The following is a 22,049-nucleotide window of genomic DNA, read 5'->3' on the forward strand; positions in this document are numbered from 1 at the left end:
ATTTGCGTCAGTCCGGCAATTTGTGCGCGCGGATGCGCAAGGCGGCGGACGTGCGCACGGTGTCGAAGCCGGCGTCGAGCATGGCCTCGGCGTCGGTCCACAGGTTGCCGCGCAGCCGGTTGGTCCAGATCATCGACGCGAACACGCCTTCGAGCAGCGACACGAGATAGACGGCGGCCAGGTGCACGTCGAGATCGGCGGCGACTTCGCCGGCCGCGATCGCGCGCCGCAGCAGCGCCTTCGTGATCCGCAGCATCTGCAGTTCGAGCAGCATGCGGCGCCGCTGCAGCGCGCCGTTTTCCTCGCTCTGCTCGCACTTGGTATAGAGGATCACGAGCACGCGCTGCATCGGGCCCGGCTCGCCGCATTCCTGCAGATAGTGCGATGCGGCGCGCCGCAGCGTGGCGAGCGGGGGCAGCCCGTCGCCCGCGTCGAAGCCTTCCGACGTGCGCGCGAACGCGCGGTCGCACAGCGCGAGACACACTTCCATCTTGTTGCGGTAGTGGCCGTAGACAGCGCCCCGTGACATCCCGGCGGCCTCGGCGAGGTCCGCCATCGCGGTTTGCGCCACGCCTTTCTCGAGCAGCACGAGCTCGGCGGCGTCGAGGATTCGGTGCTTGATGGCGAGCGATTCTTCGCGGGTCTTGCGGGCCATGTCCTGAAATTCCTTACAGTTCGCTGTCGTTTTATTGAGACAGTGTGACGGTCAGATTGAAGCGGCGTGTATTTAATCAGTCGTGACTGATTATAATCGGCCACCCTGAGCCGCCGCATTTTATCGGTGGCGAACGATCCGAGGTCACACATGAACAACAATCGCTCCCTGTTGCGCCACCGTCTGGCGCCGTTCGCGCTGGCGGCCATGCTGGCCCTGGCCGGATGTGGAAAGGGCGACCAGGACGCCGCGCCGGAGGCCGCGAAACAGGCAACGGTCGTGACGGTGCGCCCGACGGCCGTGCCGATGACCGTCGAATTGCCGGGCCGGCTCGACGCATACCGGCAGGCGGAAGTACGCGCGCGGGTCGCGGGCATCGTGACCGCGCGCACCTACGAGGAAGGCCAGGAAGTGAAGCAGGGCGCGGTGCTGTTCCGCATCGATCCCGCGCCGCTGAAGGCCGCGCGCGACGCCGCGCAGGGTGCGCTCGCGAAGGCGCAGGCCGCCGCGCTCGCGGCGAGCGACAAGCGCCGTCGTTACGATGATCTCGTGCGCGATCGCGCGGTGAGCGAGCGCGACCATACCGAGGCGGTTGCCGACGACACGCAGGCGAAGGCCGGCGTGACTTCCGCGAAGGCGGAGCTCGCACGCGCGCAGTTGCAACTCGACTATGCGACCGTCACCGCGCCGATCGCGGGCCGCGCACGGCGCGCGCTCGTGACCGAAGGCGCGCTCGTCGGCCAGGACCAGGCGACGCCGCTCACGACCGTCGAGCAGCTCGATCCGATCTACGTGAACTTCTCGCAGCCGGCCGCCGACGTCGACGCGCTGCGCCGAGCGGTGAAGAGCGGGCGTGCGACGGGCATCGCGCAGCACGACATCGCGGTGACGCTGCTGCGCGCCGACGGCACCGCGTATCCGCTGAAGGGCAAGCTGCTGTTCAGCGATCTCGCGGTCGATCCGACCACCGACACCGTCGCGATGCGCGCGCTGTTCCCGAATCCGGAGCGCGAGCTGCTGCCGGGCGCGTATGTGCGGATCGCGCTCGACACGGCGGTCGACCAGCGGGCGATCCTCGTGCCGCGCGATGCGCTGCTGCGCACGGCCGAGCGCACGTCGGTGCGCGTGGTCGGCGCGAACGACAAGGTCAAGGACGTCGAGGTCGCCGCCGACCAGATGAGCGGCCATGACTGGCGCATCACGCGCGGCCTCGCGGGCGGCGAGCGCGTGATCGTCGACAACGCCGCGCAGTTCGCGCCCGATACGGCCGTCAAGCCCGTCGAGAAGGCGCCGCCGTCGAAGGCAGCGCCGGCAGCGGCCGCTTCGCAGGCGGCTGCCCGTCAAACCTGACCGGTTAACACCACACCACCATGGCACGTTTCTTCATCGATCGCCCCGTCTTCGCGTGGGTGATCGCAATCTTCATCATGCTGGGCGGCGCATTCGCGATCCGCTCGCTGCCCGTTGCGCAGTACCCGGACATCGCGCCGCCCGTCGTCAGCATCTATGCGACGTACCCGGGCGCGTCCGCGCAAGTCGTCGAGGAATCGGTGACCGCGCTGATCGAGCGCGAAATGAACGGCGCGCCGGGGCTGCTGTACACGTCGGCCACCAGCAGCGCCGGGGCGGCATCGCTGTACCTGACGTTCAAGCAGGGCGTGAACGCCGATCTCGCGGCCGTCGAAGTGCAGAACCGGCTGAAGACGGTCGAGGCGCGGCTGCCCGAACCGGTGCGGCGCGACGGCATCCAGGTCGAGAAGGCCGCCGACAACATTCAGCTCGTGGTGTCGCTGACGTCCGACGACGGACGGATGAGCGCCGTGCAGCTCGGCGAATATGCGTCGGCGAACGTCGCGCAGGCGCTGCGTCGCGTCGAGGGTGTCGGCAAGGTGCAGTTCTGGGGCGCCGAGTACGCGATGCGGATCTGGCCCGACCCGGTGAAGATGGCCGGGCACGGCCTCACCGCGTCGGATATCGCGTCGGCCGTGCGCGCGCACAACGCGCGCGTGACGATCGGCGACATCGGCCGCAGCGCGGTGCCGGCCAGTGCGCCGATCGCGGCGACCGTGTTCGCCGATGCGCCGCTGAAGACGCCGGCCGATTTCGGCGCGATCGCGCTGCGCACGCAGGCCGACGGCTCCGCGCTGTATTTGCGCGACGTCGGGCGCGTCGAATTCGGCGGCAACGACTACAACTATCCGTCATACGTGAACGGCAAGGTCGCGACCGGGATGGGCATCAAGCTCGCGCCGGGCTCGAACGCGGTATCCACCGAGAAGCGCGTGCGCGCGACGATGGATGAGCTGTCCGCGTATTTTCCGCCGGGCGTGAAGTACCAGATCCCGTACGAGACGTCGTCGTTCGTGCGCGTGTCGATGAACAAGGTCGTCACGACGCTGATCGAGGCCGGCGTGCTCGTGTTCCTCGTGATGTTCCTGTTCATGCAGAACCTGCGCGCGACGCTGATCCCGACGCTCGTCGTGCCGGTCGCGCTCGCGGGCACGTTCGGCGTGATGTATGCGGCGGGCTTCTCGATCAACGTGCTGACGATGTTCGGGATGGTGCTCGCGATCGGCATCCTCGTCGACGACGCGATCGTCGTGGTCGAGAACGTCGAGCGGCTGATGGTCGAGGAGGGGCTGCAACCCTACGACGCGACCGTCAAGGCGATGAAGCAGATCAGCGGCGCGATCGTCGGGATCACCGTGGTGCTGACGTCGGTGTTCGTGCCGATGGCGTTCTTCGGCGGCGCGGTGGGCAACATCTACCGGCAATTCGCGTTGTCGCTCGCGGTGTCGATCGGCTTCTCGGCCTTCCTCGCGCTGTCGCTGACGCCCGCACTGTGCGCGACGCTGCTCAAGCCCGTGTCCGGCGACCATCACGAGAAGCGCGGCTTCTTCGGCTGGTTCAACCGCTTCGTCGCACACTCGACGCAGCGCTATGCGACGCGCGTCGGCGCGATGCTGAAGAAGCCGGTGCGCTGGCTCGTCGTATACGGTGCGTTGACCGGTGCCGCGGCGCTGATGCTCACGCAGCTGCCGACCGCGTTCCTGCCGGACGAGGACCAGGGCAATTTCATGGTGATGGTGATCCGGCCGCAAGGCACGCCGCTCGCGGAAACGATGCAGAGCGTGCGCGAGGTCGAGTCGGCCATCCGCCGCGACGAGCCGGCCGCGTTCACGTATGCGCTCGGCGGCTTCAACCTGTACGGCGAAGGGCCGAACGGCGGGATGATCTTCGTCACGCTGAAGAACTGGAAGGAGCGCAAGCGCGAAGACGCTCACGTGCAGGCGATCGTCGCGCGCATCAACGAGCGCTTCGCGAGCACGCCGAACACGACGGTGTTCGCGATGAACTCGCCGGCGCTGCCCGATCTCGGCTCGTCGAGCGGCTTCGACTTCCGCTTGCAGAACCGCGGCGGGCTCGACTACGCGACGTTCAGCGCCGCGCGCGAGCAACTGCTCGCGACGGGCCGCAAGGATCCGGCGCTGACCGACCTGATGTTCGCCGGCACGCAGGACGCGCCGCAGCTGAAGCTCGACATCGATCGCGCGAAGGCGTCCGCGCTCGGCGTGTCGATGGACGAGATCAACACGACGCTCGCGGTGATGTTCGGCTCCGACTATATCGGCGACTTCATGCACGGCACGCAGGTGCGGCGCGTGGTCGTGCAGGCCGACGGGCTGCACCGGCTCGATCCGGACGACGTGAAGAAGCTGCGCGTGCGCAACACGCGCGGCGAGATGGTGCCGCTCGCGGCGTTCACGACGCTGCACTGGACCATGGGGCCGCCGCAGCTCACGCGCTACAACGGCTATCCGTCGTTCACGATCAACGGCTCGGCCGCGGCAGGCCACAGCAGCGGCGAAGCGATGACCGCGATCGAGCGGCTCGCCGGGAAACTGCCGGCCGGCACCGGCTTCTCGTGGTCGGGGCAGTCGTTCGAGGAGCGGCTGTCGGGTGCGCAGGCGCCGATGCTGTTCGCGCTGTCGGTGCTCGTCGTGTTCCTCGCGCTCGCGGCGCTCTACGAGAGCTGGTCGATTCCGTTCGCGGTGATGCTGGTCGTGCCGCTTGGCGTGATCGGTGCGGTGCTCGGCGTCACGCTGCGGATGATGCCGAACGACATCTACTTCAAGGTCGGGCTGATCGCGACGATCGGGTTGTCCGCGAAGAACGCGATCCTGATCGTCGAAGTCGCGAAGGACCTGGTCGCGCAGCGCATGTCGCTCGTCGACGCGGCGCTCGAGGCCGCGCGCCTGCGGCTGCGGCCGATCGTGATGACGTCGCTCGCGTTCGGCGTCGGCGTGCTGCCGCTCGCGTTTGCGTCGGGCGCCGCGTCCGGCGCGCAGATGGCGATCGGCACCAGCGTGCTCGGCGGCGTGATCACGGCGACCGTGCTCGCGGTGTTCCTCGTCCCGCTGTTTTTCGTGATCGTCGGCCGCCTGTTCGACGTCGGCCCGCGCCGGCGCGGCGGGGCCCAGCCGGCGGCGATGGAGGGTTCTCAATGATGTTTGCGCTGAATGCACGCGCCGCGCTGCGGGTTCAGGTTGCGCTGGCCGCCGCGCTCGCGCTGGCCGGCTGCACGCTCGCGCCGCGCTACGAGCGGCCGGCGGCGCCGGTGCCGGCGACCTATGCGCCGGTCGACGGCAGTGCCGCACCGGCGGCCGAGGCGTCGCCCGACGCCGCCGCGCTGCTCGACGACTGGCGCGCCTACTTTACCGACGCCGCGTTGCAGGCGTGGATCGATGCGGCGCTCGCGAACAACCGCGACCTGCGGGTCGCGGCCGGCCGTCTCGAGGAAGCGCGTGCGCTGTACGGCGTGCAGCGCGCGGACCTGATGCCGTCGGTCGATGCGAACCTGGGCTACGACCGTGCGCGGCAGTACGACCCGGTCGTGCGCGAAAGCGCGATCAGCGGGCTGTATCGCGCGGGCGTCGGCGTCAGCGCGTACGAGCTCGACCTGTTCGGCCGCGTACGCAGCCTGTCCGACGCGGCACTCGCCGAATACTTCGCGACGGCGAACGCGCAACGCACGGTTCGCATCGGCGTGATCGCCGACGTGGCGCTCGCCTATGTGTCGGAGCGCTCGCTGCACGAGCAGCTCGTGCTGGCGCAGCGCACGCTGGAGGCTCGCGAACGCATGGCCGCGCTCACGCAGCGCCGCTATGCGGCCGGCACGAGCGATGCGATCGAGCTGCGCTCGGCCGAGATGCTGGTGGCATCCGCGCGCGCGTCGCAGGCCGCGCTGCAGCGCGAGCATGCGCAGTCCGTGCGGGCGCTGCAGTTGCTCGCGGGCGACTTCGCGCGCAACGTACCCGGCGACACGACCGCGCTCGACACGCTGTCGATCGCGCCGGTGGCGCCCGGCGCACCGAGTACGCTGCTCGAACGGCGGCCGGACATCCGGCAGGCGGAGGCGCGGCTCAAGGCTGCCAACGCGCAGATCGGCGCCGCGCGCGCGGCGTTCTTCCCGCGCATCACGCTGACGAGCGACTACGGCTCGGTCAGCGACACATTGTCGAGCCTGTTTGCCGGCGGCACGAGCGTGTGGACGTTCGCGCCGCGCATCACGCTGCCGATCTTCGCGGGCGGACGCAATCGCGCGAACCTTGACGTCGCGAACGCGCGCAAGCACATCGCGGTTGCCGATTACGAGAAGACGGTGCAGACCGCGTTCCGCGAAGTGGCCGACGCATTCGCCGCGCGTGACTGGATCGATCGCCAGCTTGCCGCGCAGCAGGACGTCCATGCGGCCGACGGCGCGCGGCTGAAGCTCGCGGAGCGTCGCTACACGGGCGGTGTCGCGACGTATCTCGAACTGCTCGACGCGCAGCGCAGCACGTACGAGTCGGGGCAGGAGCTGATCCGGCTCAAGCAGCTCCGGCTCGCGAATGCGATCACGCTGTACCGTGCGCTCGGCGGCGGCTGGTCGCCGGCGTCGGCGGAGGCCGCGGCTTCCGCCTAATGCCCGTCGCCTGACGCGACAACGCACCGGGCGGCATGACGGCGGCGGTACGCTTCGGCGTGCCGCCGCCGCTTCCTTCGATCCATACCGCTGTTCCAGCGATAGCGTTCCCCACTGACAGGCCGGCCAGGACGTTCCTCATCCTGCAGCAACGCGCACGTACGCGTTCCGGAGCAGCCCTCGTCTTGCGACCGTTCGTGTCGCCATCCCGCGCAAACGTGCGCGGGTCATTTCTCCTTCTTTCTCCCATGCGATGCGGTCCGGATGTCGGGTTCCGGCAACCGCTTATATGGGCGCTTTACGATCCGGAATTGACAATCCAATTAACCATATATTGGAAATAATGAGGGTGGCAAAGTGTCGCAGCAAAACGTTTGCATTCGTATCGCAATCGTTTGCGCGAAAGAATCATATTGATTGAATCGCGAGTTAATTTCCTGTTTGTTGAAAATGATTTGATATTGGCGTTGCCGCCAGGCAACGATGGCGGCGTTGGACAAGATTTTGTCTTTTTCCCGGATGATTTGCCTGGAGCCAATGCCAGCAAGGAGAAGCGGGTTGGCAGCGACTGTCGATCGAAAATGTCTTTAATCTTCAATTGCTTCCATGGAATAAAAAAGGACTGCGGATAAAAATCTCTGGATTGAAAACGGGTGGGAAATGGTGCGGGTTTGGAGGGGTAAATCGAAGATTGTCAGAAGCATTTGACAATGATTTACAGAAAACTTTCATGGTTATCTCGATAATGCCGCCTCGTGACGGACGGAAGCCAACCACGCGCTGCCGTTTGTGTCCGCCACGTCATCTACTCCATTTGCACTCCATACGGGTAACGTCATGAAAAAATCCCTCCTGACCGCTGTCGCACTCGCGGCCCTGTCGACCTCGGCCTTCGCAGCGGGCACCGGCACGATCAACTTCACGGGCGAGATCGTCGCGGGCGCATGCGGCATCGATTCGGGTTCGGTCAACCAGACCGTGAACCTCGGCAAGGTGCCGACCAACGTGTTCAAGCAGGCCGGCGACAAGTCCACGCCGACCAAGTTCGACATCCAGCTGACCGATTGCGACACGAGCGTCGCGCAGAACGCGTACTTCACGTTCACGGGCACGTCGAGCGCAGGCCAGCCGAAGCTGCTCGCGACGATCGGTTCGGCAACCAACGTCGGCATCCGCCTGCAGGCCGCGTCGGGCGAATACCTGGACAACGGCGCCGAGCAGAAGGCACCGACCGTGCTGCAGAACGGCACGAACATCGCACGCTTCGCCGCCATGTACGAAGCGACCGCAGCCGGCGTGACGCCGGGTACCGCCGAAGGCGTCGCGAACTTCACGGTCCGCTACCAGTAAGCCGCCGTACCGGGGAAGGGTGCGCGCACCCTTCCTCGTTCGTTTTTCCTCCTTTTCCTCTTCCCTGGACTTCCGGTAGCGCCGCGTGCGAATCAGACATTCCTTCCTTTGCGTCTCCGTGCTGGTTGTCAGCAGCCAGAGCCATGCGACGGAATTCAATTCGTCGTTCCTGAACATCGACGGCTCGAACAACGTCGATCTGTCGCAGTTCTCGCAAGCGGACTTCACGCTGCCCGGCGAGTACATGCTCGACGTGCAGGTCAACGACCTGTTCTACGGGCTGCAGGCGATCGAATTCATCGCCGTCGACACTTCGGGGGCGGGCAAGCCGTGCCTGCCGCCGGAACTCGTCGCGCAGTTCGGGCTGAAGCCGTCGCTCCTGAAGGACCTGCCGCGCTTCCAGGGCGGACGTTGCGTCGATCTCGGCGCGATCGAGGGGGCGACCGTGCGCTACCTGAAAAGCGACGGGCGGCTCAAGATCACGATTCCGCAGGCCGCGCTCGAGTTCACCGACACGACCTACCTGCCGCCGTCGCGCTGGTCCGAAGGGATTCCGGGCGCGATGCTCGACTATCGCGTGATCGCGAACACGAACCGCAACTTCGGTACGGGCGGCAGCCAGACGAATTCGATCCAGGCCTACGGGACGGTGGGCGCGAACTGGGATGCATGGCGCTTTCGCGGCGACTACCAGGCGCAATCGAACGTGGGCAATACGGCCTACGCGGACCGCACGTTCCGCTTCAGCCGGCTTTATGCCTTTCGCGCGCTGCCGTCGATCCAGTCGACGGTGACGTTCGGCGACGACTACCTGACTTCCGACATCTTCGACACGTTCGCGCTGACGGGCGCGTCGATCCGCAGCGACGACCGCATGCTGCCGCCTTCGCTGCGCGGCTATGCGCCGCTGATCTCGGGCGTCGCGCGCACCAACGCGACCGTGACGGTCTCGCAGGCGGGCCGCGTGTTGTACGTGACGCGCGTGTCGCCGGGCGCGTTCGCGCTGCAGAACATCAATACGAGCGTGCAGGGCACGCTCGACGTCGCGGTCGAGGAAGAGGACGGCAGCGTGCAGCGCTTCCAGGTGACGACGGCCGCCGTGCCGTTCCTCGCGCGCGCCGGGCAATTGCGCTACAAGGCCGCCGTCGGCAAGCCGCGACAGTTCGGCGGCGCCGGCATCACGCCGTTCTTCGGCTTTGGTGAAATCGCCTACGGCCTGCCGTTCGACGTCACGGCGTACGGCGGCTTCATCGCCGCGTCGGGTTATACGTCGATCGCGCTCGGCCTGGGCCGCGATTTCGGCGCGTTCGGCGCGCTGTCGGCCGACGTCACGCATGCGCGGGCGACGCTGTGGTGGAACGGCGCGACGCGCAACGGCAACTCGTACCGCATCAACTATTCGAAGCACTTCGACGGGCTCGATGCCGACGTGCGCTTCTTCGGTTATCGCTTCTCCGAGCGCGAATACACGAACTTCGCGCAGTTCTCGGGCGACCCGACCGCGTACGGCCTCGCCAACAGCAAGCAGCGCTACTCGGCGACGCTGTCGAAGCGTTTCGGCGATACATCGACCTATTTCTCGTACGACCAGACGACCTACTGGGAACGTGCGAACGAGCAGCGCGTGGGCCTCACGCTGACGCGCGCGTTCTCGATCGGCACGCTGCGCAACCTGAACGTGAGCGTGTCGGCCTTCCGTACGCAGAGCGCCGGTGCCAGCGGCAACCAGGTCTCGGTCACCGCGACGTTGCCGATCGGCGGCCGCCATACCGTCACATCGAACTTGACGACGGGCAGCGGCAGCACGAGCGTGAACGCGGGCTACATCTACGACGATCCGGATGGCCGCACCTACCAGATCAACGCGGGCGCGACCGACGGACGCGCGTCGGCGAACGCGAGCTACCGCCAGCGCTCGTCCGCGTATCAGCTGACCGCGCAGGCGTCGACGCTCGCCAATGCGTATGCGGCGGCATCGCTCGAAGTCGACGGTTCGTTCGTCGCGACGCAATACGGCGTGTCGGCGCACGCGAACGGCAATGCGGGCGATACGCGCCTGCTGGTGTCGACCGATGGCGTGCCCGATGTGCCGCTGTCCGGCACGCTCTCGCGTACCGATTCGCGCGGCTATGCGGTGCTCGACGGCATCTCGCCGTACAACGTGTACGACGCGACCGTCAACGTCGAGAAGCTGCCGCTCGAAGTGCAGGTGACGAACCCGATCCAGCGCATGGTGCTGACCGACGGCGCGATCGGCTTCGTGAAATTTTCCGCCGCACGCGGCAGCAACCTGTACCTGACGCTGACCGACCCCGCCGGCAAGCCGCTGCCGTTCGGCGCATCGGTGCAGGACGTGGCGAACGGCAAGGAACTCGGCATCGTCGGCGAGGGCGGTGCGGCGTTCCTGACCCAGGTTCAGCCGAAATCCACGCTGGCGGTGCGGGCGGGCGAACGCACGCTCTGCACGATCGACACGCTGCCGAACCAGCTCCAACTCGAAGGCACGCCGATTCCGGTGACGTGCCAGACGCCCGGCGAGTCGCATGCAGCGGCCGCACGGGTCGAACGATGAATTCACGGATCCAGCGATGAAAAATTCCTTCTCCCTTTCCTTTTCGCGGCGCGCAGGGTGCGTGCTCGCAACCGCCGGCGCGCTGTTCGCGGGCGCCGCGCAGGCGGCGATCGTGCCCGATCGCACGCGCGTGATCTTCAACGAAGGCGAACAGGCCGCGATCGTCACGATCACCAACAAGAGCACGACGTACCCGTATCTCGTGCAGTCGTGGCTCGAGGACGCGAAGGGCAACAAGATCACGTCGCCGCTGATGGTCGTGCCGCCGCTGCAGCGCGTCGAGGCGAACGAGCGCAACGTGCTGCGGATCGCGAAGCTGCCGGGCACCGAGCTGCCGGCCGATCGCGAATCGGTGTTCTACCTGAACATCCGCGAAGTGCCGCCGAAGACGGATACGCCGAACACGCTGCAGATCGCGCTGCATACGCAGATGAAGCTGTTCTACCGGCCGAAGGCCGTGCAGCCGGCGCGCGACGAGGACTGGACGCTGCCGATGACGTTGCGGGTCGATCCGGCCGCGCACAAGCTGGTGTTCGACAATCCGACGCCGTATCACATCACGATCGTCGACCTGGCTTCGGGTGCGCAGAAGACGCATGTGCCGCTGGAGCCGGTGATGGTGAGCCCGATGAGCACGGCCGACGTGCCGTTCAAGGCCGCGACGCCGGCGACGCTGTTCGTCACGCATGTGGACGACTACGGCGGCCAGGTGGCGGTGGAGTATGCGTGTGAGGCCGGTGCGTGCAAGAGCGTGAAGAAATGAGCGGGGGGATGCGAAAGGGCGCGCCAACGATGACGGCGTGGTTGCGCTGGGCGATGCTGGCCGTGCTGGTCGCCGTCGTGCAGCCGGCGTTCGCGGTGCGCTGCGTGACCAGCGGCGGCGCGACATCGATGACGGAGCCGATCGGCGGCGTCGCGTCCTATCCGACCGACGCGCCCGACGGGTACGTGATCTGGGTGTCGCCGGTTCGCAATACGACGGGCTATTGCTTCAAGGATCTGGGCGGCAAGGGCAACATCGACATTTCCGACCCGATCTCGTTCTATGCGAATCCGAACAAGCAGAACCCGGCCGGGTGGGGGCTCGAGATCGGCATCCGCTACAAGGGCACCGACTATTTCGGTGCGGGGAACCAGCCGGGCACGGGCGTACCGACGGGCAAGACAGTGCCGCCGTGCACGGACCGGGAACTGAACGCCGGCCGGTGCCCGAAGATTTCGATCGACATTGCCTACCAGGTGGTGGTGCGCAAGCGCGGGTCGTGGGTGCAGCCGCCAAGCGACGTTTACACGGTGTTCCAGTTCGACGGCGCGAAAGGGCTGAACGCGATCAACCCGAGTTTCCAGTATCGCCTGAGCGGCCTGAGCAATCTCAAGCCGACGCCGTGCTTTGTCGACGTGCTCGTGACGCCCGAGCCGGGCATCGTCAATTTCGGGCAGGTGCAGGCGGTCGGCAACGGCTTCATGCCGGCGGTGCCGCGCAAGCGGTTCTCGTTGTCGTTGACCAAGAAATGCAACGTCGCGGTGCGCGTCGACGGGTACTTCGAAACGAGCTATCCGGTCCGGAACGGTTTGCTGGTGCCCGCGAAGGACAGCAATTTCGGCATCGGCATCGAAGACGGCACGGGCAAGGCGATTCCGTTCAACGAGCAGTTCACGCTGGCGCAGTTCGCGTCGAACGTGATGAACCAGAGCGTGCTGATGGACGCGGTGCTGAAGTCGTTCGGGCCGCCGAAGATCGGGCGATTCGATGCGACGGCGACGATCCGGCTGTTCATCTATTGATCCCGACGCAGGCGGCGGGCAACAAAAAACCCTCGCATCGGAGGGTTTCGGGGCGACTGCGATGTCCGGCAGCCTGCTGCGGTCGTCACGGTCATTTTCGCGATCGGACGGGACCGTGACGGAGCGGCGCCGGTTTCCCGGCGCGTTGCTCTGCTTACCGCACCCAGCGGCACATCTTGTGATGGTGATGATCGAAGTGACACACGCGGTGCGGATGCGCTTCGGCGATCGCCGGCACGAGCACGGCGGCGGCGAGCGCCGCGACGGTCAGGGTCTTGAGTAGCGTTTTCATGTTGAGGTCCTGTTGTTGAAGATCGAATTACGGGAAGAGGAGGGCATCACCACTGCTGCTGCGGCCGCTGATCGTCGCGATGGTCGTCACGGCGATCGTCGCGGCGGTCGTCATGTCCACCGGGATGCTGAGCCTCCCAGTCGCGGCGCTCCCAGTAGCGATTTCCGTCCCAGTAACGATCGCCATGCCAGCCGATCGTGACTTCGGCCGGCGCCGGATAGGCGACGCAGCCGGTGAGCATCACACTCGATACCACGCCCGCCATGACGGCGGATAACACGATGGATTTCATGTCGTTCTCCCTTGGAAACGGCAACCTGATCGTACGAGCCCTCAAAATTTCACGTGGTAATAAGTTGCTACCGCACATGACACGCGCAGGCGTATCGACAGACGCGTGAAAGATCGTGTCGGCGCGGCGCCGCTGGCGGCCCCGTCCTATCTGTCCGAGCAACGATTTGATCGATTATTCAGACAAATCCTGACAAACGAAAGGGGCATTTCGTAATCGTATTGAGAATGATTTGCGTTTACGTTAAATTGCGCTATCTCGGAATTTGACGGAGCAGATCGATGGCGATGGCGGAAGTGCTCGACCGACCGGCGGCGGCAGCGGCGAACCCGTTCCTCGGCAATTTTCCCGACCGGCCGCCGCGTGCGCGCCGTGCCGCAGCGGCCCGTGCGCAGGGTGCGTTGCTCGACGTGCTGATCTCCCATCGCGCGATGCTCGTCAATGTCGCGCGCGGTTTCGTCGGTTGCGCGAGCCGCGCCGAGGACGTCGTGCACGACGTGTTCGTGAAACTCGTCGAATTCCCGAACCAGGACGCGGTGCGCCAGCCGGTCGCGTACGTGACGCGGATGGTGCGCAATGCGTCGATCGACGCGTGCCGCCGGCAAAGCCTCGAGAACGTCTATCACACGGAAGAGGACGACGGCTTCGACGTGCCGTCGCCCGAGCCGACGCCGGAAGCCGCGCTGCTGACGCGCGACACGCTGCGGCGCGTGTGGGCCGCGCTCGACGACCTGCCGGCGCGCAGCCGTGCCGCCTTCGAGATGGTGCGGCTGCGCGAGGAGACGCTGCAGACGGCGGCGCGCGCGCTGAACGTGTCGCAGACGCTCGTGCATTTCATGGTGCGCGACGCGGAGCGCCACTGCGCGGAATGCCTCGACGCATGCCATCGCGGCGTCGCGTGCCCGGTGTTCCTGGGCGGCCGCGCACGCCGCCGGTAAAAAACCGCGCCGGCCAATCGTCTAACAGACAGGAGCGGCCGAAACCACCGCTTCGCCACCTTCAACCGCCTCAGCGATTTCCGATCATGACGCAAGCCACGACGCCTTCCGCCGACACCGACGACCTCGTCTATACGGTCGTCATCAACGACGAAGAACAGTATTCGATCTGGCCGACGTTCCGGCCCGTGCCGGCCGGCTGGCGCGAGATCGGCGTGAGCGGCCCGAAAGCCGACTGTCTCGCGCACATCGAGACCGTCTGGACCGACATGCGCCCCGCGAGCCTGCGCCGCGCGATGGACGGCGAGCGCGCGACCCGCGCATCGTGACCCGCTGCGCCGGGTTTCCGGCGCGCCACCTGAAGAGGACGTTGCATGACCCTGCTTTCGTTGCCGACGCTCGACGACCTGCGTATCGAGCCGGGGCTGCCCACCGTCGTGTCGCCGCGCGGCAGCGACGGGATGTCGATCGACGACGTCGCGCCGCTCGCGCGCGAGATCGCGGCCGACACGCTCGAACGGGCGGGCGGTGTGCTGTTCACGGGCTTTCACGTGCCGTCGATCGACGCGTTCCAGCAGTTCGCGGCGTCGTTCGGCGATCCGCTGATCGGCTATGAATACGCGTCGACGCCGCGCAGCCAGGTCGAGGGCGCGGTCTACACGTCGACCGAATATCCGCCGCACCGCGCGATTCCGCTGCACAACGAGCAGTCGTACACGCGTGAATGGCCGCTGCGGATCTGGTTCCACTGCGCGCTCGCGGCCCCGAAGGGCGGTGCGACGCCGATCGCGGACAGCCGCGCGGTATACCGCGCGCTCGATCCGGCGCTGGTTGCGCGCTTCGAGAAGCGCGAGCTGCTGTACGTGCGCAATTTCGGGCAGGGGCTCGACCTGCCGTGGCAGCAGTCGTTCGGCACCGACGAGCCGGCCGAGGTCGAACGGATGTGCGCGGCGCGCGGCATCGAATGCACGTGGCGCACGGACGACGACGGCGAACTGCTGCTGCGCACCCGCGAACGTTGCCAGGCCGTTGCGCGCCATCCGCGCACGGGCGAGCGCGTCTGGTTCAACCAGGCGAACCTGTTTCACCTGTCGGCGCTCGACGACGACATGCAGGAAGCGCTCGTCGACGCGGTCGGGCTCGAGAACGTGCCGCGCAACGTGTATTACGGCGATGGCGAACCGCTCGAGGCCGATGCGCTCGCTCAGATCCGCGGCGTGCTCGACCAGCAGCGCATCGTGTTCCCGTGGCGCACGGGTGACGTGCTGATGCTCGACAACATGCTGACCGCGCATGCGCGCGACCCGTTCGAGGGGCCGCGCAAGGTCGTCGTCGCGATGGCGCAGAGTCATACGGTCCCGCGCGACCGAACGGAGGATTGATGACGTGTAGTACCGCCGCGCTTGCCGCGCGCGGGCTGTCGGTAGGGTATCGCGACCATGTCGTGATCGACGGGCTGGACCTGTCGATCGCGGCCGGCCGCGTCACCGCGCTGTGCGGACCGAACGGCTGCGGCAAGAGCACGCTGCTGCGCACGCTCGCGGGCCTGCAGCCCGCCCGTGCCGGCCATGTCGAAGTCAACGGCCGGCCGCTTGCGTCGTTTCGCCGTCGCGCGCTCGCGCGCGAGCTGACGATGCTCGCGCAGTTCAACCAGATTCCGTCGGGCCTCACGGTGCGCGAGCTCGTCGCGTACGGGCGCTATGCGTACGGCGGCTTCCTGCGCGGGCTGTCGCGCGCCGACCATGCGGCGATCGACGAGGCGCTCGAGACGAGCGGCCTCGCCGACGACGCGAACCGCGACGTCGGTGCGCTGTCCGGCGGCGAACGCCAGCGCGCGTGGATCGCGATGGCGCTCGCGCAGCAGGCGCCGATCGTGCTGCTCGACGAACCGACGACCTACCTCGACATCCATCACCAGCTCGACATCCTCGATGCGCTGCGCACGCTGAACCGCACGCGCGGGCTGACGATCGTGTGGGTGCTGCACGACCTGAACCAGGCGGCCGCGTACAGCGACGAGATCGTGCTGATGCGCGCGGGCCGCCTCGTCGCGCAGGGCACGCCCGACGCGATGCTCGATCCGGCGCGGCTGCGTGCGGCGTTCGGCGTCGAGATGCTGAAGCTCGCGCATCCGCGCACGGGCGCCCCGATGTGCGTGCCGGCCTACGGGCCGTCCACCGACGGCGCGCCGCAGGCGGCCGGCGTCCTCGACCGGGATCTCGCCGTATGACGACGTTCGCGATGCGCAAGCGCCTCGCGGCGGCGGGGAAGGGCGCGGCTGCGGGCCGGGCAGGCGCGATCGCGTTCGGCCTCGTCACGTTGATCGCGCTGGTCGCGGCGCTGCGCGTCGCCCCCGATCTGCGCGTGTGGCGGGACGCCGTGCCCGGCAGTGATGCTGCTACGCTCGCGCACGTGTTCCTGTTCGACCTCAACCTGCCACGCGTCGCGGCCGCGCTCGTCGCGGGCGGCTGCCTCGGCATCGCGGGCGCGCTGTTCCAGTCGCTCACGCGCAATCCGCTCGCGTCGCCCGACCTGCTCGGCGTGACGGGCGGCGCCCAGCTCGGCCTGCTCGCGGCGATGCTGGTGCCGGCGCTGGCCGGTGTCGCGTCGGTGCCGCTGCTGTTCGTCTGCGGGCTGGCCGCGGCCGCCTGCGCGATCGCCGCGGCCGGCGGCTGGCGCGCGACGCCGTTGCGGCTCGTGCTCGCGGGCAGCGTGTGCATGCTGCTGTTCGCGGCGCTGTCGACGCTCGTGCTCGCCTTCTTCGAGCAGAACATCGCGGGCGCCGCGCTGTGGACCAACGGCAGCCTCTACCAGCCGGGCGCGACGGGCCTCGGGCTCGCCGCGCGCTGGCTCGTCGTGCCGCTCATCGCGTTGCCGTTCGTGATCCGGCCGCTGAATCCGCTCACGCTCGGCGACGATGCGGCGGCCGCGGCCGGCGTGCGCGTCGATGCGACGCGGCTCGCCGCGACGATCGTTGCGGTCGCGTTCACGAGCGTGGCGGTCAGTATCGCGGGCCCGCTGTCGTATGTCGGCCTCGTCGCGCCGAACCTGCTGCGCCAGGTGCGCGGCGCGCGCGCGGCGCGGCTCGGCGTGCTGGTGCCGCTGTCGGCGCTCGCGGGCGGCGCGCTCGTGCTCGTCACCGACAGCGCGGTGCTCGCGTCGGGCCTCGATGCGACGCTGTCGACCGGCGTCGCGATCGCGCTCGTTGGCACGCCGCTGATGCTCGCGATGATCCGGCGCGGCGCCGCGTGGTCCGGCGTGCTGCATGCGGATGCCGAACGCGCGGCAGGCGGCGGCGCGACGCGGCTCGTGGGCTGGCTCGAACGGCTCGGCTGGCCGCTGCGCACCGCGCTGTTCGTCGCGGCAGGCGTGCTGATCGTGTTGGTGGGCGTATCGGCCGGCCCTGAATGGCTGTCGATCGGGCGCTGGTCCGATGCGCTGTCCGGTCACGATGCGCTCGCGCGGATGCTGATCGACCTGCGCATGCCGCGCCTGCTGTGCGCGCTTCTGGCCGGCGCGCTGCTGGCGGTGAGCGGCGTCGCCATGCAAAGCGTCGTGCGCAATCCGCTCGCGGGCCCTGAAGTGCTCGGCGTCACGCAGGGCGCGGGGCTGGTCACGCTGTTCGCGTTGTCGACGTGGCCGCTGATGGGCCACCTGACGCTCGCGGCTGCCGCGCTGATCGGCGGCGGACTGTCGCTCGCGATCACGCTCGCGCTGAATCACCGGCATCGCTACGCGCCGCTCGCGGTGGCGCTGACGGGCATCGTGATCGGCGCATTGTGGACCACGCTCGCGCAATGGCTGATCACGCAGGAAAGCGTGCAGCCCGCGCGTTTCGTCGTGTGGCTCGTCGGCGGGACTTATGGCCGGAGCTGGGGCGAGGTGTCGATGCTGCTGCCGTGGTGCGTGCTCGCCGTGCCGGTGTTTGCGTGGCTCGCGAAACCGCTCGACATGCTCGCACTCGGCGACGATCAGGCGGCCGCGCTCGGCCTGCCGGTGGCCGTGCTGCGGCCGCTCGCGCTGACGATCGCGACGCTCGCCGCGTGCGCGGCCGTCGCGGCGGTCGGGCCGGTCGGCTTCATCGGGTTGATGGCGCCGCACGTCGCGACGATGCTCGGCGCGCGCCGGCACCGTACGCGGCTGTGGCTCGCGGCCGCGTGCGGCGCGCTGATCCTCGGGGTGGCGGATCTCGCGGCGCGTACGGTCGTCGCGCCGCGCGAAGTGCCGGCCGGCGTGCTGACCGCGTTGATCGGCGCACCGTACCTGCTCGGGTTGCTGATCCTCGAGGGGCGCCGCGCCCGGCGCGCAGGGCGATGACGCCCGCGCTCGACGGCGCGCCTGCCACGCGTTTTTCGACGTTCGCGCCCGAACCGTTCGCCGAACACCTCGACGTCGTCTGGCTCGGCATGCCCGACGACGCGCGCGCGCCGGGCCGCATCGTCGTGCCGGTCAGCGCGTTGCCCGCGCACCGCGACATCGTGCTCGACGCGATGGTCGGCCATTACGGCGGCGATCCGGCGCGGCATGCGCGCGCGCTGATGTCGCAATGGAGCAAATACTATTTCGGCCGCGCGGCGCCGGCCGGCGTCGTCGCCGCGCTGACGCTCGGCCGCCCGCTCGACATGACGCCCGAGCGCACGTTCGTCGCGCTCGACGGCGGGATGCCCGCCGCGCTGTACTTCCCGCGCGATGCGCTCGGCGAACCGTGCGACGCCCCGGCGCCACGCTATGCGGGGCTCGTCTCGCATCTTGGCGCCGTGATCGACGCGCTCGCGGCGATGGGCCGCGTCACGCCGCGCGTGCTGTGGAGCAACGCAGGCAACCTGCTCGACTACCTGCTCGATACGTATCGTTCGCTGCCATGCGCGGCCGATCCCGTCCGGGATGCGGACTGGCTGTTCGGTTCGAGCTGCATGCATGGCGAACCGAATCCGCTGCGCGTGCCGGTGCGCGATGCCGTGCCGCGCTCGGCGCTGCTGCCGACGCCGTTTCGCACGCGCCGCGTGTGCTGCCTGCGCTATGAAATTCCTGGAGAAACGCAACTGTGTGGAAGCTGCCCCCTGCTACTGACGATGGACGACGCGGCGCTGGCCGGGCAGGACGCGATCCGGTGACGGATGCCGGCCGCCGGCACGCGCTCGGCGCACTCGCGGCGCTCGGCGCCGCATGCTGCGGCGCGCTTGGCGCACGGTCCAGCGCCGTTGCCGCGACCCTCGACGCCCATCGCGCGCAGGGCGTGCGCGCGCCGGGCGCGGTGTCGCTGGCCGGCAATCCCGTCGTGTCCCAGGCGAGCGCGACGATGCCGGTGCGCCCGCAGCGCGTGGTCGCGCTCGACTTCATGTTCGCGGAAAGCGTGATCGCGCTCGACATCGTGCCGGTCGGAATGGCCGATACCGCGTTCTATCCGGGCTGGCTCGGCTATCAAAGCGACCGGCTCGCGCACGTGACCGATATCGGTTCGCGCCAGGAGCCGGGCCTCGAGGCGATCGCGGCGGTCAAGCCCGACCTGATCATCGGCGTCGGCTTCCGGCATGCGCCGATCTTCGACGCGCTCGACCGGATCGCACCGACGATCCTGTTCCAGTTCAGCCCGAACGTGTCCGATGGCGGCGTACCGGTCACGCAGCTCGACTGGATGCGGCGGATCTTCCGGACGATCGGTGCGGTGACGGGGCGCGACGCGCGCGCGCAGGCGATCGACGCGCAGCTCGATGCAGGCATCGCGCGCAATGCGGCGCGGCTCGCGGCCGCGGGCAGAACGGGCGAGCGCGTCGCGCTGCTGCAGGATCTCGGCTTGCCCGACCGCTACTGGGCCTATACGGGCAACAGCACGTCGGCGGGCCTCGCGAGGGTGCTCGGTCTCGATCCGTGGCCGAACAAGCCGACGCGGGAAGGCACGCTGTACGTGACGTCGGCCGATTTGCTCAGGCAGCGTGAGCTGGCCGTGCTGTTCGTGACCGCCTCGGGGATGGAGGTGCCGCTGTCCGCGAAACTCGATTCGCCGGTGTGGCGCTTCGTGCCCGCGATGAAGGCGCACCGGATCGCGCTCGTCGAACGCAATATCTGGGGCTTCGGCGGGCCGATGTCGGCGCTGAAGCTGGCCGACGTGATGACCGATACGATGCTGAAGCTGCCGGCCGTGCGTTGAGCGCGTGCGTGCGCGGCGCTCGATCGGCGGATGATGCGGCTTCGGCTTCGGCTTCGACGGGCAGGGCGTTGCGGTCGGCCTGATTCGCGGTGAACCGCCCGGGCTTTTCCACGATCGCGCTGCCCACCCGGAACCTGTCCTTCTGAAACGCAAATCGCCGACGCACTGCCATTGCAACGCGTCGGCGATTTTTTTGATCGACTGCGGTGTTACGCGCTCAGCGCATCGACGCCATCCTGCGCGCGCGAGCGCGCCGGCGTCGTGTCGCTGACGATGCGCCCATTGTCGAGCTTCAGCAGGCGGTCGGCGAGATCGAAGTAGCGGTCGTCGTGCGTGATCACGATCACGGCCTTGCCGCGCGCGCGCAGCTCGGGCAGCAGTTGCTCGTAGAACACGGCCTTGAACGACGGGTCCTGGTCGGCTGCCCATTCGTCGAACAGGTAGAACGGCCGGTCCTCCAGGTACGCGACGACGAGCGCGAGCCGCTTGCGCTGCCCGGTCGACAGCGCGCGGGTCGAGAACGCGCCGTCGACCACCTTCACCTTGTGGTCGAGCGCGAGTTTCGCGACGAGCGCGTTCGCGCGTGCGTCGGCCTGCGCACGGGACGGATCGTCGGGATCGACGATGCCGAGCAGCGCATCGAACAGGTGGAAATCGTTGAACACCGCGCTGAAGCGTTGCCGGTACGCGGCGCGCTCGCGCCAGCCGATCGCGCGGCCGTCGACCTCGATCGTGCCTTCTTCCGGCTCGTAGAGCCCCGTCAGCACCTTCGCGAGCGTCGTCTTGCCGCTGCCGTTGCCGCCGACGATGAACACAAGCTCGCCCGGCTGGATCGTCAGGTTGATCGGCCCGATGCTGAACATCCGTTCGTCGCGCTCGTGGAAGTACGCATGCGTGACGCCGCGCAGCGTCACGGAGCCGGCCGGCGGCACGTCGGGTGCATCGGACGCGGGCGGCACCGTGCGCAGCGCGCCGAATTCGGCCATCACGCCTTCGATCCGCGTGAGCGACACGCGGGCCGCGTTGACGGTCGGCAGGTTGTTCAGGAGTCCATCGAGCGGCACGAGCATGAACAGGAACACGACCACGTAGCCGGCGGCCGCGGCCGGATCGGCATGCACGCCGAGTTGCGGCCAGAACGACGCGATGCCGAGGAACACATAGAACAGGAAGATGATCCAGCCGACACCGACCGCATATGCGCTGAACGCGCGGCGGCGGTGATCGCGTACTTCGCCGATCGCGGCGCCGAGCTGGCCGTCGACGAACTGGCGTGCGCGTTCGTCGTGCAGCTTCAGTTCCTTCGCGCCGGAAAACAGCGAGCCGAGATAGCCGAACAGGCGGTCCTGCGCCTGGCCGGCCGCCTCGAGCGACGCGATCGCGCGGCGATCGCCGGTGTGATAGCCGAGCGAGCCGGCAACGATCGCGGCCAGCGCCAGCAGGCACACGGGCCACGACAGCCACGCGAGATAGCCGAGGCAGCCGAACACGATCGAGCCGTGCATGACCAGGTTCGGCAGCGCGAAGAACAGCATCGACACGTTGGTGGCGTCGTCGGTCAGCACCGACTGCACCGGCGCCGCGCCGATCCGCTCGATGTCGCGCAGCTCGGCCGCGCCGACGCGCCGCGCGAGATGCACGCGCAGCCGCGCCATCGTGTCCTGCGACAGGCGGGCAAACAGCGTGCCCGACACGATTCGCGTGACGAGCGCGATCACCGCGCACAGCGCGAAGCGCCACGCGAGCGACGCGTCGGCCGCGCCCGGCTGCGAGAGCGCGCGGTTCAGCGTCGCGACGAGCAGCACGCTCGCGACGCCGTTCAGCACGCACGCGGTGAGCGCCAGCGCGAGCGACGCACGGCTTTCGCGCAACAGCGCAAGGATCAGGCGCGCCGCGGGGCGGCCGGGGGAAGCGTCGAGGGGCGGCGGGGAAGAAGGCTCGTGGGCGGCAGTCATCGGCAACGTCGGTAAAGGGAAGGCAAGCGAAAACGCGGAAACGGCAAAACGGACGTGAAAGCGGCCGGCGAGGCGGGGCCCCGTTCCGGCGTTCCTC

General features: G+C 68.2%; 19 protein-coding genes. 15 read left to right on the top strand and 4 right to left on the bottom strand.

The window, feature by feature from the left end; genetic code table 11:
• Positions 1 to 7 precede the first annotated feature (7 nt).
• Complete coding sequence (locus ACPTTC_RS09285) at positions 8 to 655, bottom strand: TetR family transcriptional regulator (protein WP_175955436.1); 648 nt, start codon at positions 653 to 655, stop codon at positions 8 to 10.
• 150 nt (positions 656 to 805) lie between these two features.
• Here ACPTTC_RS09285 and ACPTTC_RS09290 point away from each other — a divergent pair, with 150 nt between their 5' ends.
• The 8 genes from ACPTTC_RS09290 (at position 806) to ACPTTC_RS09325 (ending at position 12,327) form a co-directional block, all read left to right on the top strand.
• Entirely contained in the window at positions 806 to 2,005 is a 1,200-nt protein-coding gene (locus tag ACPTTC_RS09290; protein ID WP_423392265.1) for a MexX/AxyX family multidrug efflux RND transporter periplasmic adaptor subunit, read from the top strand.
• A 20-nt stretch (positions 2,006 to 2,025) separates the two neighbouring features.
• The gene (locus ACPTTC_RS09295; RefSeq protein WP_423392266.1) at positions 2,026 to 5,163 is read left to right on the top strand and encodes a multidrug efflux RND transporter permease subunit; all 3,138 of its coding nucleotides are present in this window, start codon (positions 2,026 to 2,028) and stop codon (positions 5,161 to 5,163) included.
• A complete protein-coding gene (locus ACPTTC_RS09300) occupies positions 5,163 to 6,620 on the top strand; it encodes an efflux transporter outer membrane subunit (RefSeq protein WP_423393342.1) in 1,458 nt (485 codons plus the stop codon). Before ACPTTC_RS09295 ends, ACPTTC_RS09300 begins: the two co-directional genes overlap by 1 nt.
• 374 nt (positions 6,621 to 6,994) lie before the next feature.
• On the top strand, positions 6,995 to 7,252 hold the full coding sequence (locus tag ACPTTC_RS09305; protein ID WP_423392267.1) for a hypothetical protein: 258 nt from the start codon (positions 6,995 to 6,997) through the stop codon (positions 7,250 to 7,252).
• Between the two features lie 205 nt (positions 7,253 to 7,457).
• Positions 7,458 to 7,970, top strand: coding sequence for a fimbrial protein (locus tag ACPTTC_RS09310; RefSeq protein WP_226200674.1), 513 nt, complete (start codon positions 7,458 to 7,460; stop codon positions 7,968 to 7,970).
• Between the two features lie 118 nt (positions 7,971 to 8,088).
• Positions 8,089 to 10,542: a fimbria/pilus outer membrane usher protein gene (locus ACPTTC_RS09315; RefSeq protein ID WP_423392268.1), complete on the top strand. Its 2,454-nt coding sequence runs from the start codon at positions 8,089 to 8,091 to the stop codon at positions 10,540 to 10,542.
• 16 nt (positions 10,543 to 10,558) lie between these two features.
• A complete protein-coding gene (locus tag ACPTTC_RS09320; protein WP_423392269.1) occupies positions 10,559 to 11,305 on the top strand; it encodes a fimbrial biogenesis chaperone in 747 nt (248 codons plus the stop codon).
• Positions 11,302 to 12,327, top strand: coding sequence for a fimbrial protein (locus tag ACPTTC_RS09325; protein ID WP_226200677.1), 1,026 nt, complete (start codon positions 11,302 to 11,304; stop codon positions 12,325 to 12,327). The genes ACPTTC_RS09320 and ACPTTC_RS09325 overlap by 4 nt, the downstream gene beginning before the upstream one ends.
• A 154-nt stretch (positions 12,328 to 12,481) precedes the next feature.
• Here ACPTTC_RS09325 and ACPTTC_RS09330 read toward each other — a convergent pair whose 3' ends face one another.
• Complete coding sequence (locus tag ACPTTC_RS09330; RefSeq protein WP_011351930.1) at positions 12,482 to 12,619, bottom strand: HHHH-motif protein; 138 nt, start codon at positions 12,617 to 12,619, stop codon at positions 12,482 to 12,484.
• A gap of 46 nt (positions 12,620 to 12,665) precedes the next feature.
• The gene (locus tag ACPTTC_RS09335; protein ID WP_423392270.1) at positions 12,666 to 12,911 is read right to left on the bottom strand and encodes a hypothetical protein; all 246 of its coding nucleotides are present in this window, start codon (positions 12,909 to 12,911) and stop codon (positions 12,666 to 12,668) included.
• A 281-nt stretch (positions 12,912 to 13,192) separates the two neighbouring features.
• Between ACPTTC_RS09335 and ACPTTC_RS09340 the strand changes: the two genes are divergently transcribed.
• The 7 genes from ACPTTC_RS09340 (at position 13,193) to ACPTTC_RS09370 (ending at position 19,997) form a co-directional block, all read left to right on the top strand.
• Positions 13,193 to 13,849: an RNA polymerase factor sigma-70 gene (locus tag ACPTTC_RS09340; protein WP_175955419.1), complete on the top strand. Its 657-nt coding sequence runs from the start codon at positions 13,193 to 13,195 to the stop codon at positions 13,847 to 13,849.
• A gap of 86 nt (positions 13,850 to 13,935) precedes the next feature.
• Positions 13,936 to 14,178: an MbtH family protein gene (locus ACPTTC_RS09345; protein WP_175955417.1), complete on the top strand. Its 243-nt coding sequence runs from the start codon at positions 13,936 to 13,938 to the stop codon at positions 14,176 to 14,178.
• Positions 14,179 to 14,223: 45 nt separating this feature from the next.
• Positions 14,224 to 15,231, top strand: coding sequence for a TauD/TfdA family dioxygenase (locus tag ACPTTC_RS09350; protein ID WP_423392271.1), 1,008 nt, complete (start codon positions 14,224 to 14,226; stop codon positions 15,229 to 15,231).
• On the top strand, positions 15,231 to 16,079 hold the full coding sequence (locus ACPTTC_RS09355; RefSeq protein ID WP_423392272.1) for an ABC transporter ATP-binding protein: 849 nt from the start codon (positions 15,231 to 15,233) through the stop codon (positions 16,077 to 16,079). The genes ACPTTC_RS09350 and ACPTTC_RS09355 overlap by 1 nt, the downstream gene beginning before the upstream one ends.
• Positions 16,076 to 18,166, top strand: a complete 2,091-nt coding sequence (gene fhuB / locus ACPTTC_RS09360; RefSeq protein ID WP_423392273.1) for a Fe(3+)-hydroxamate ABC transporter permease FhuB — start codon at positions 16,076 to 16,078, stop codon at positions 18,164 to 18,166. Before ACPTTC_RS09355 ends, fhuB begins: the two co-directional genes overlap by 4 nt.
• Positions 18,163 to 18,963, top strand: a complete 801-nt coding sequence (gene fhuF, locus ACPTTC_RS09365; RefSeq protein ID WP_423392274.1) for a siderophore-iron reductase FhuF — start codon at positions 18,163 to 18,165, stop codon at positions 18,961 to 18,963. Before fhuB ends, fhuF begins: the two co-directional genes overlap by 4 nt.
• Complete coding sequence (locus ACPTTC_RS09370; RefSeq protein ID WP_423392275.1) at positions 18,960 to 19,997, top strand: ABC transporter substrate-binding protein; 1,038 nt, start codon at positions 18,960 to 18,962, stop codon at positions 19,995 to 19,997. Before fhuF ends, ACPTTC_RS09370 begins: the two co-directional genes overlap by 4 nt.
• A gap of 209 nt (positions 19,998 to 20,206) precedes the next feature.
• On the opposite strand, the gene ACPTTC_RS09375 is transcribed toward ACPTTC_RS09370, so the two are convergent.
• Positions 20,207 to 21,952, bottom strand: a complete 1,746-nt coding sequence (locus ACPTTC_RS09375; protein WP_423392276.1) for a cyclic peptide export ABC transporter — start codon at positions 21,950 to 21,952, stop codon at positions 20,207 to 20,209.
• Positions 21,953 to 22,049: the final 97 nt, after the last annotated feature.

Origin of the sequence: Burkholderia mycopellens, assembly GCF_964265025.1 — a bacterium.
GTDB lineage: Bacteria > Pseudomonadota > Gammaproteobacteria > Burkholderiales > Burkholderiaceae > Burkholderia.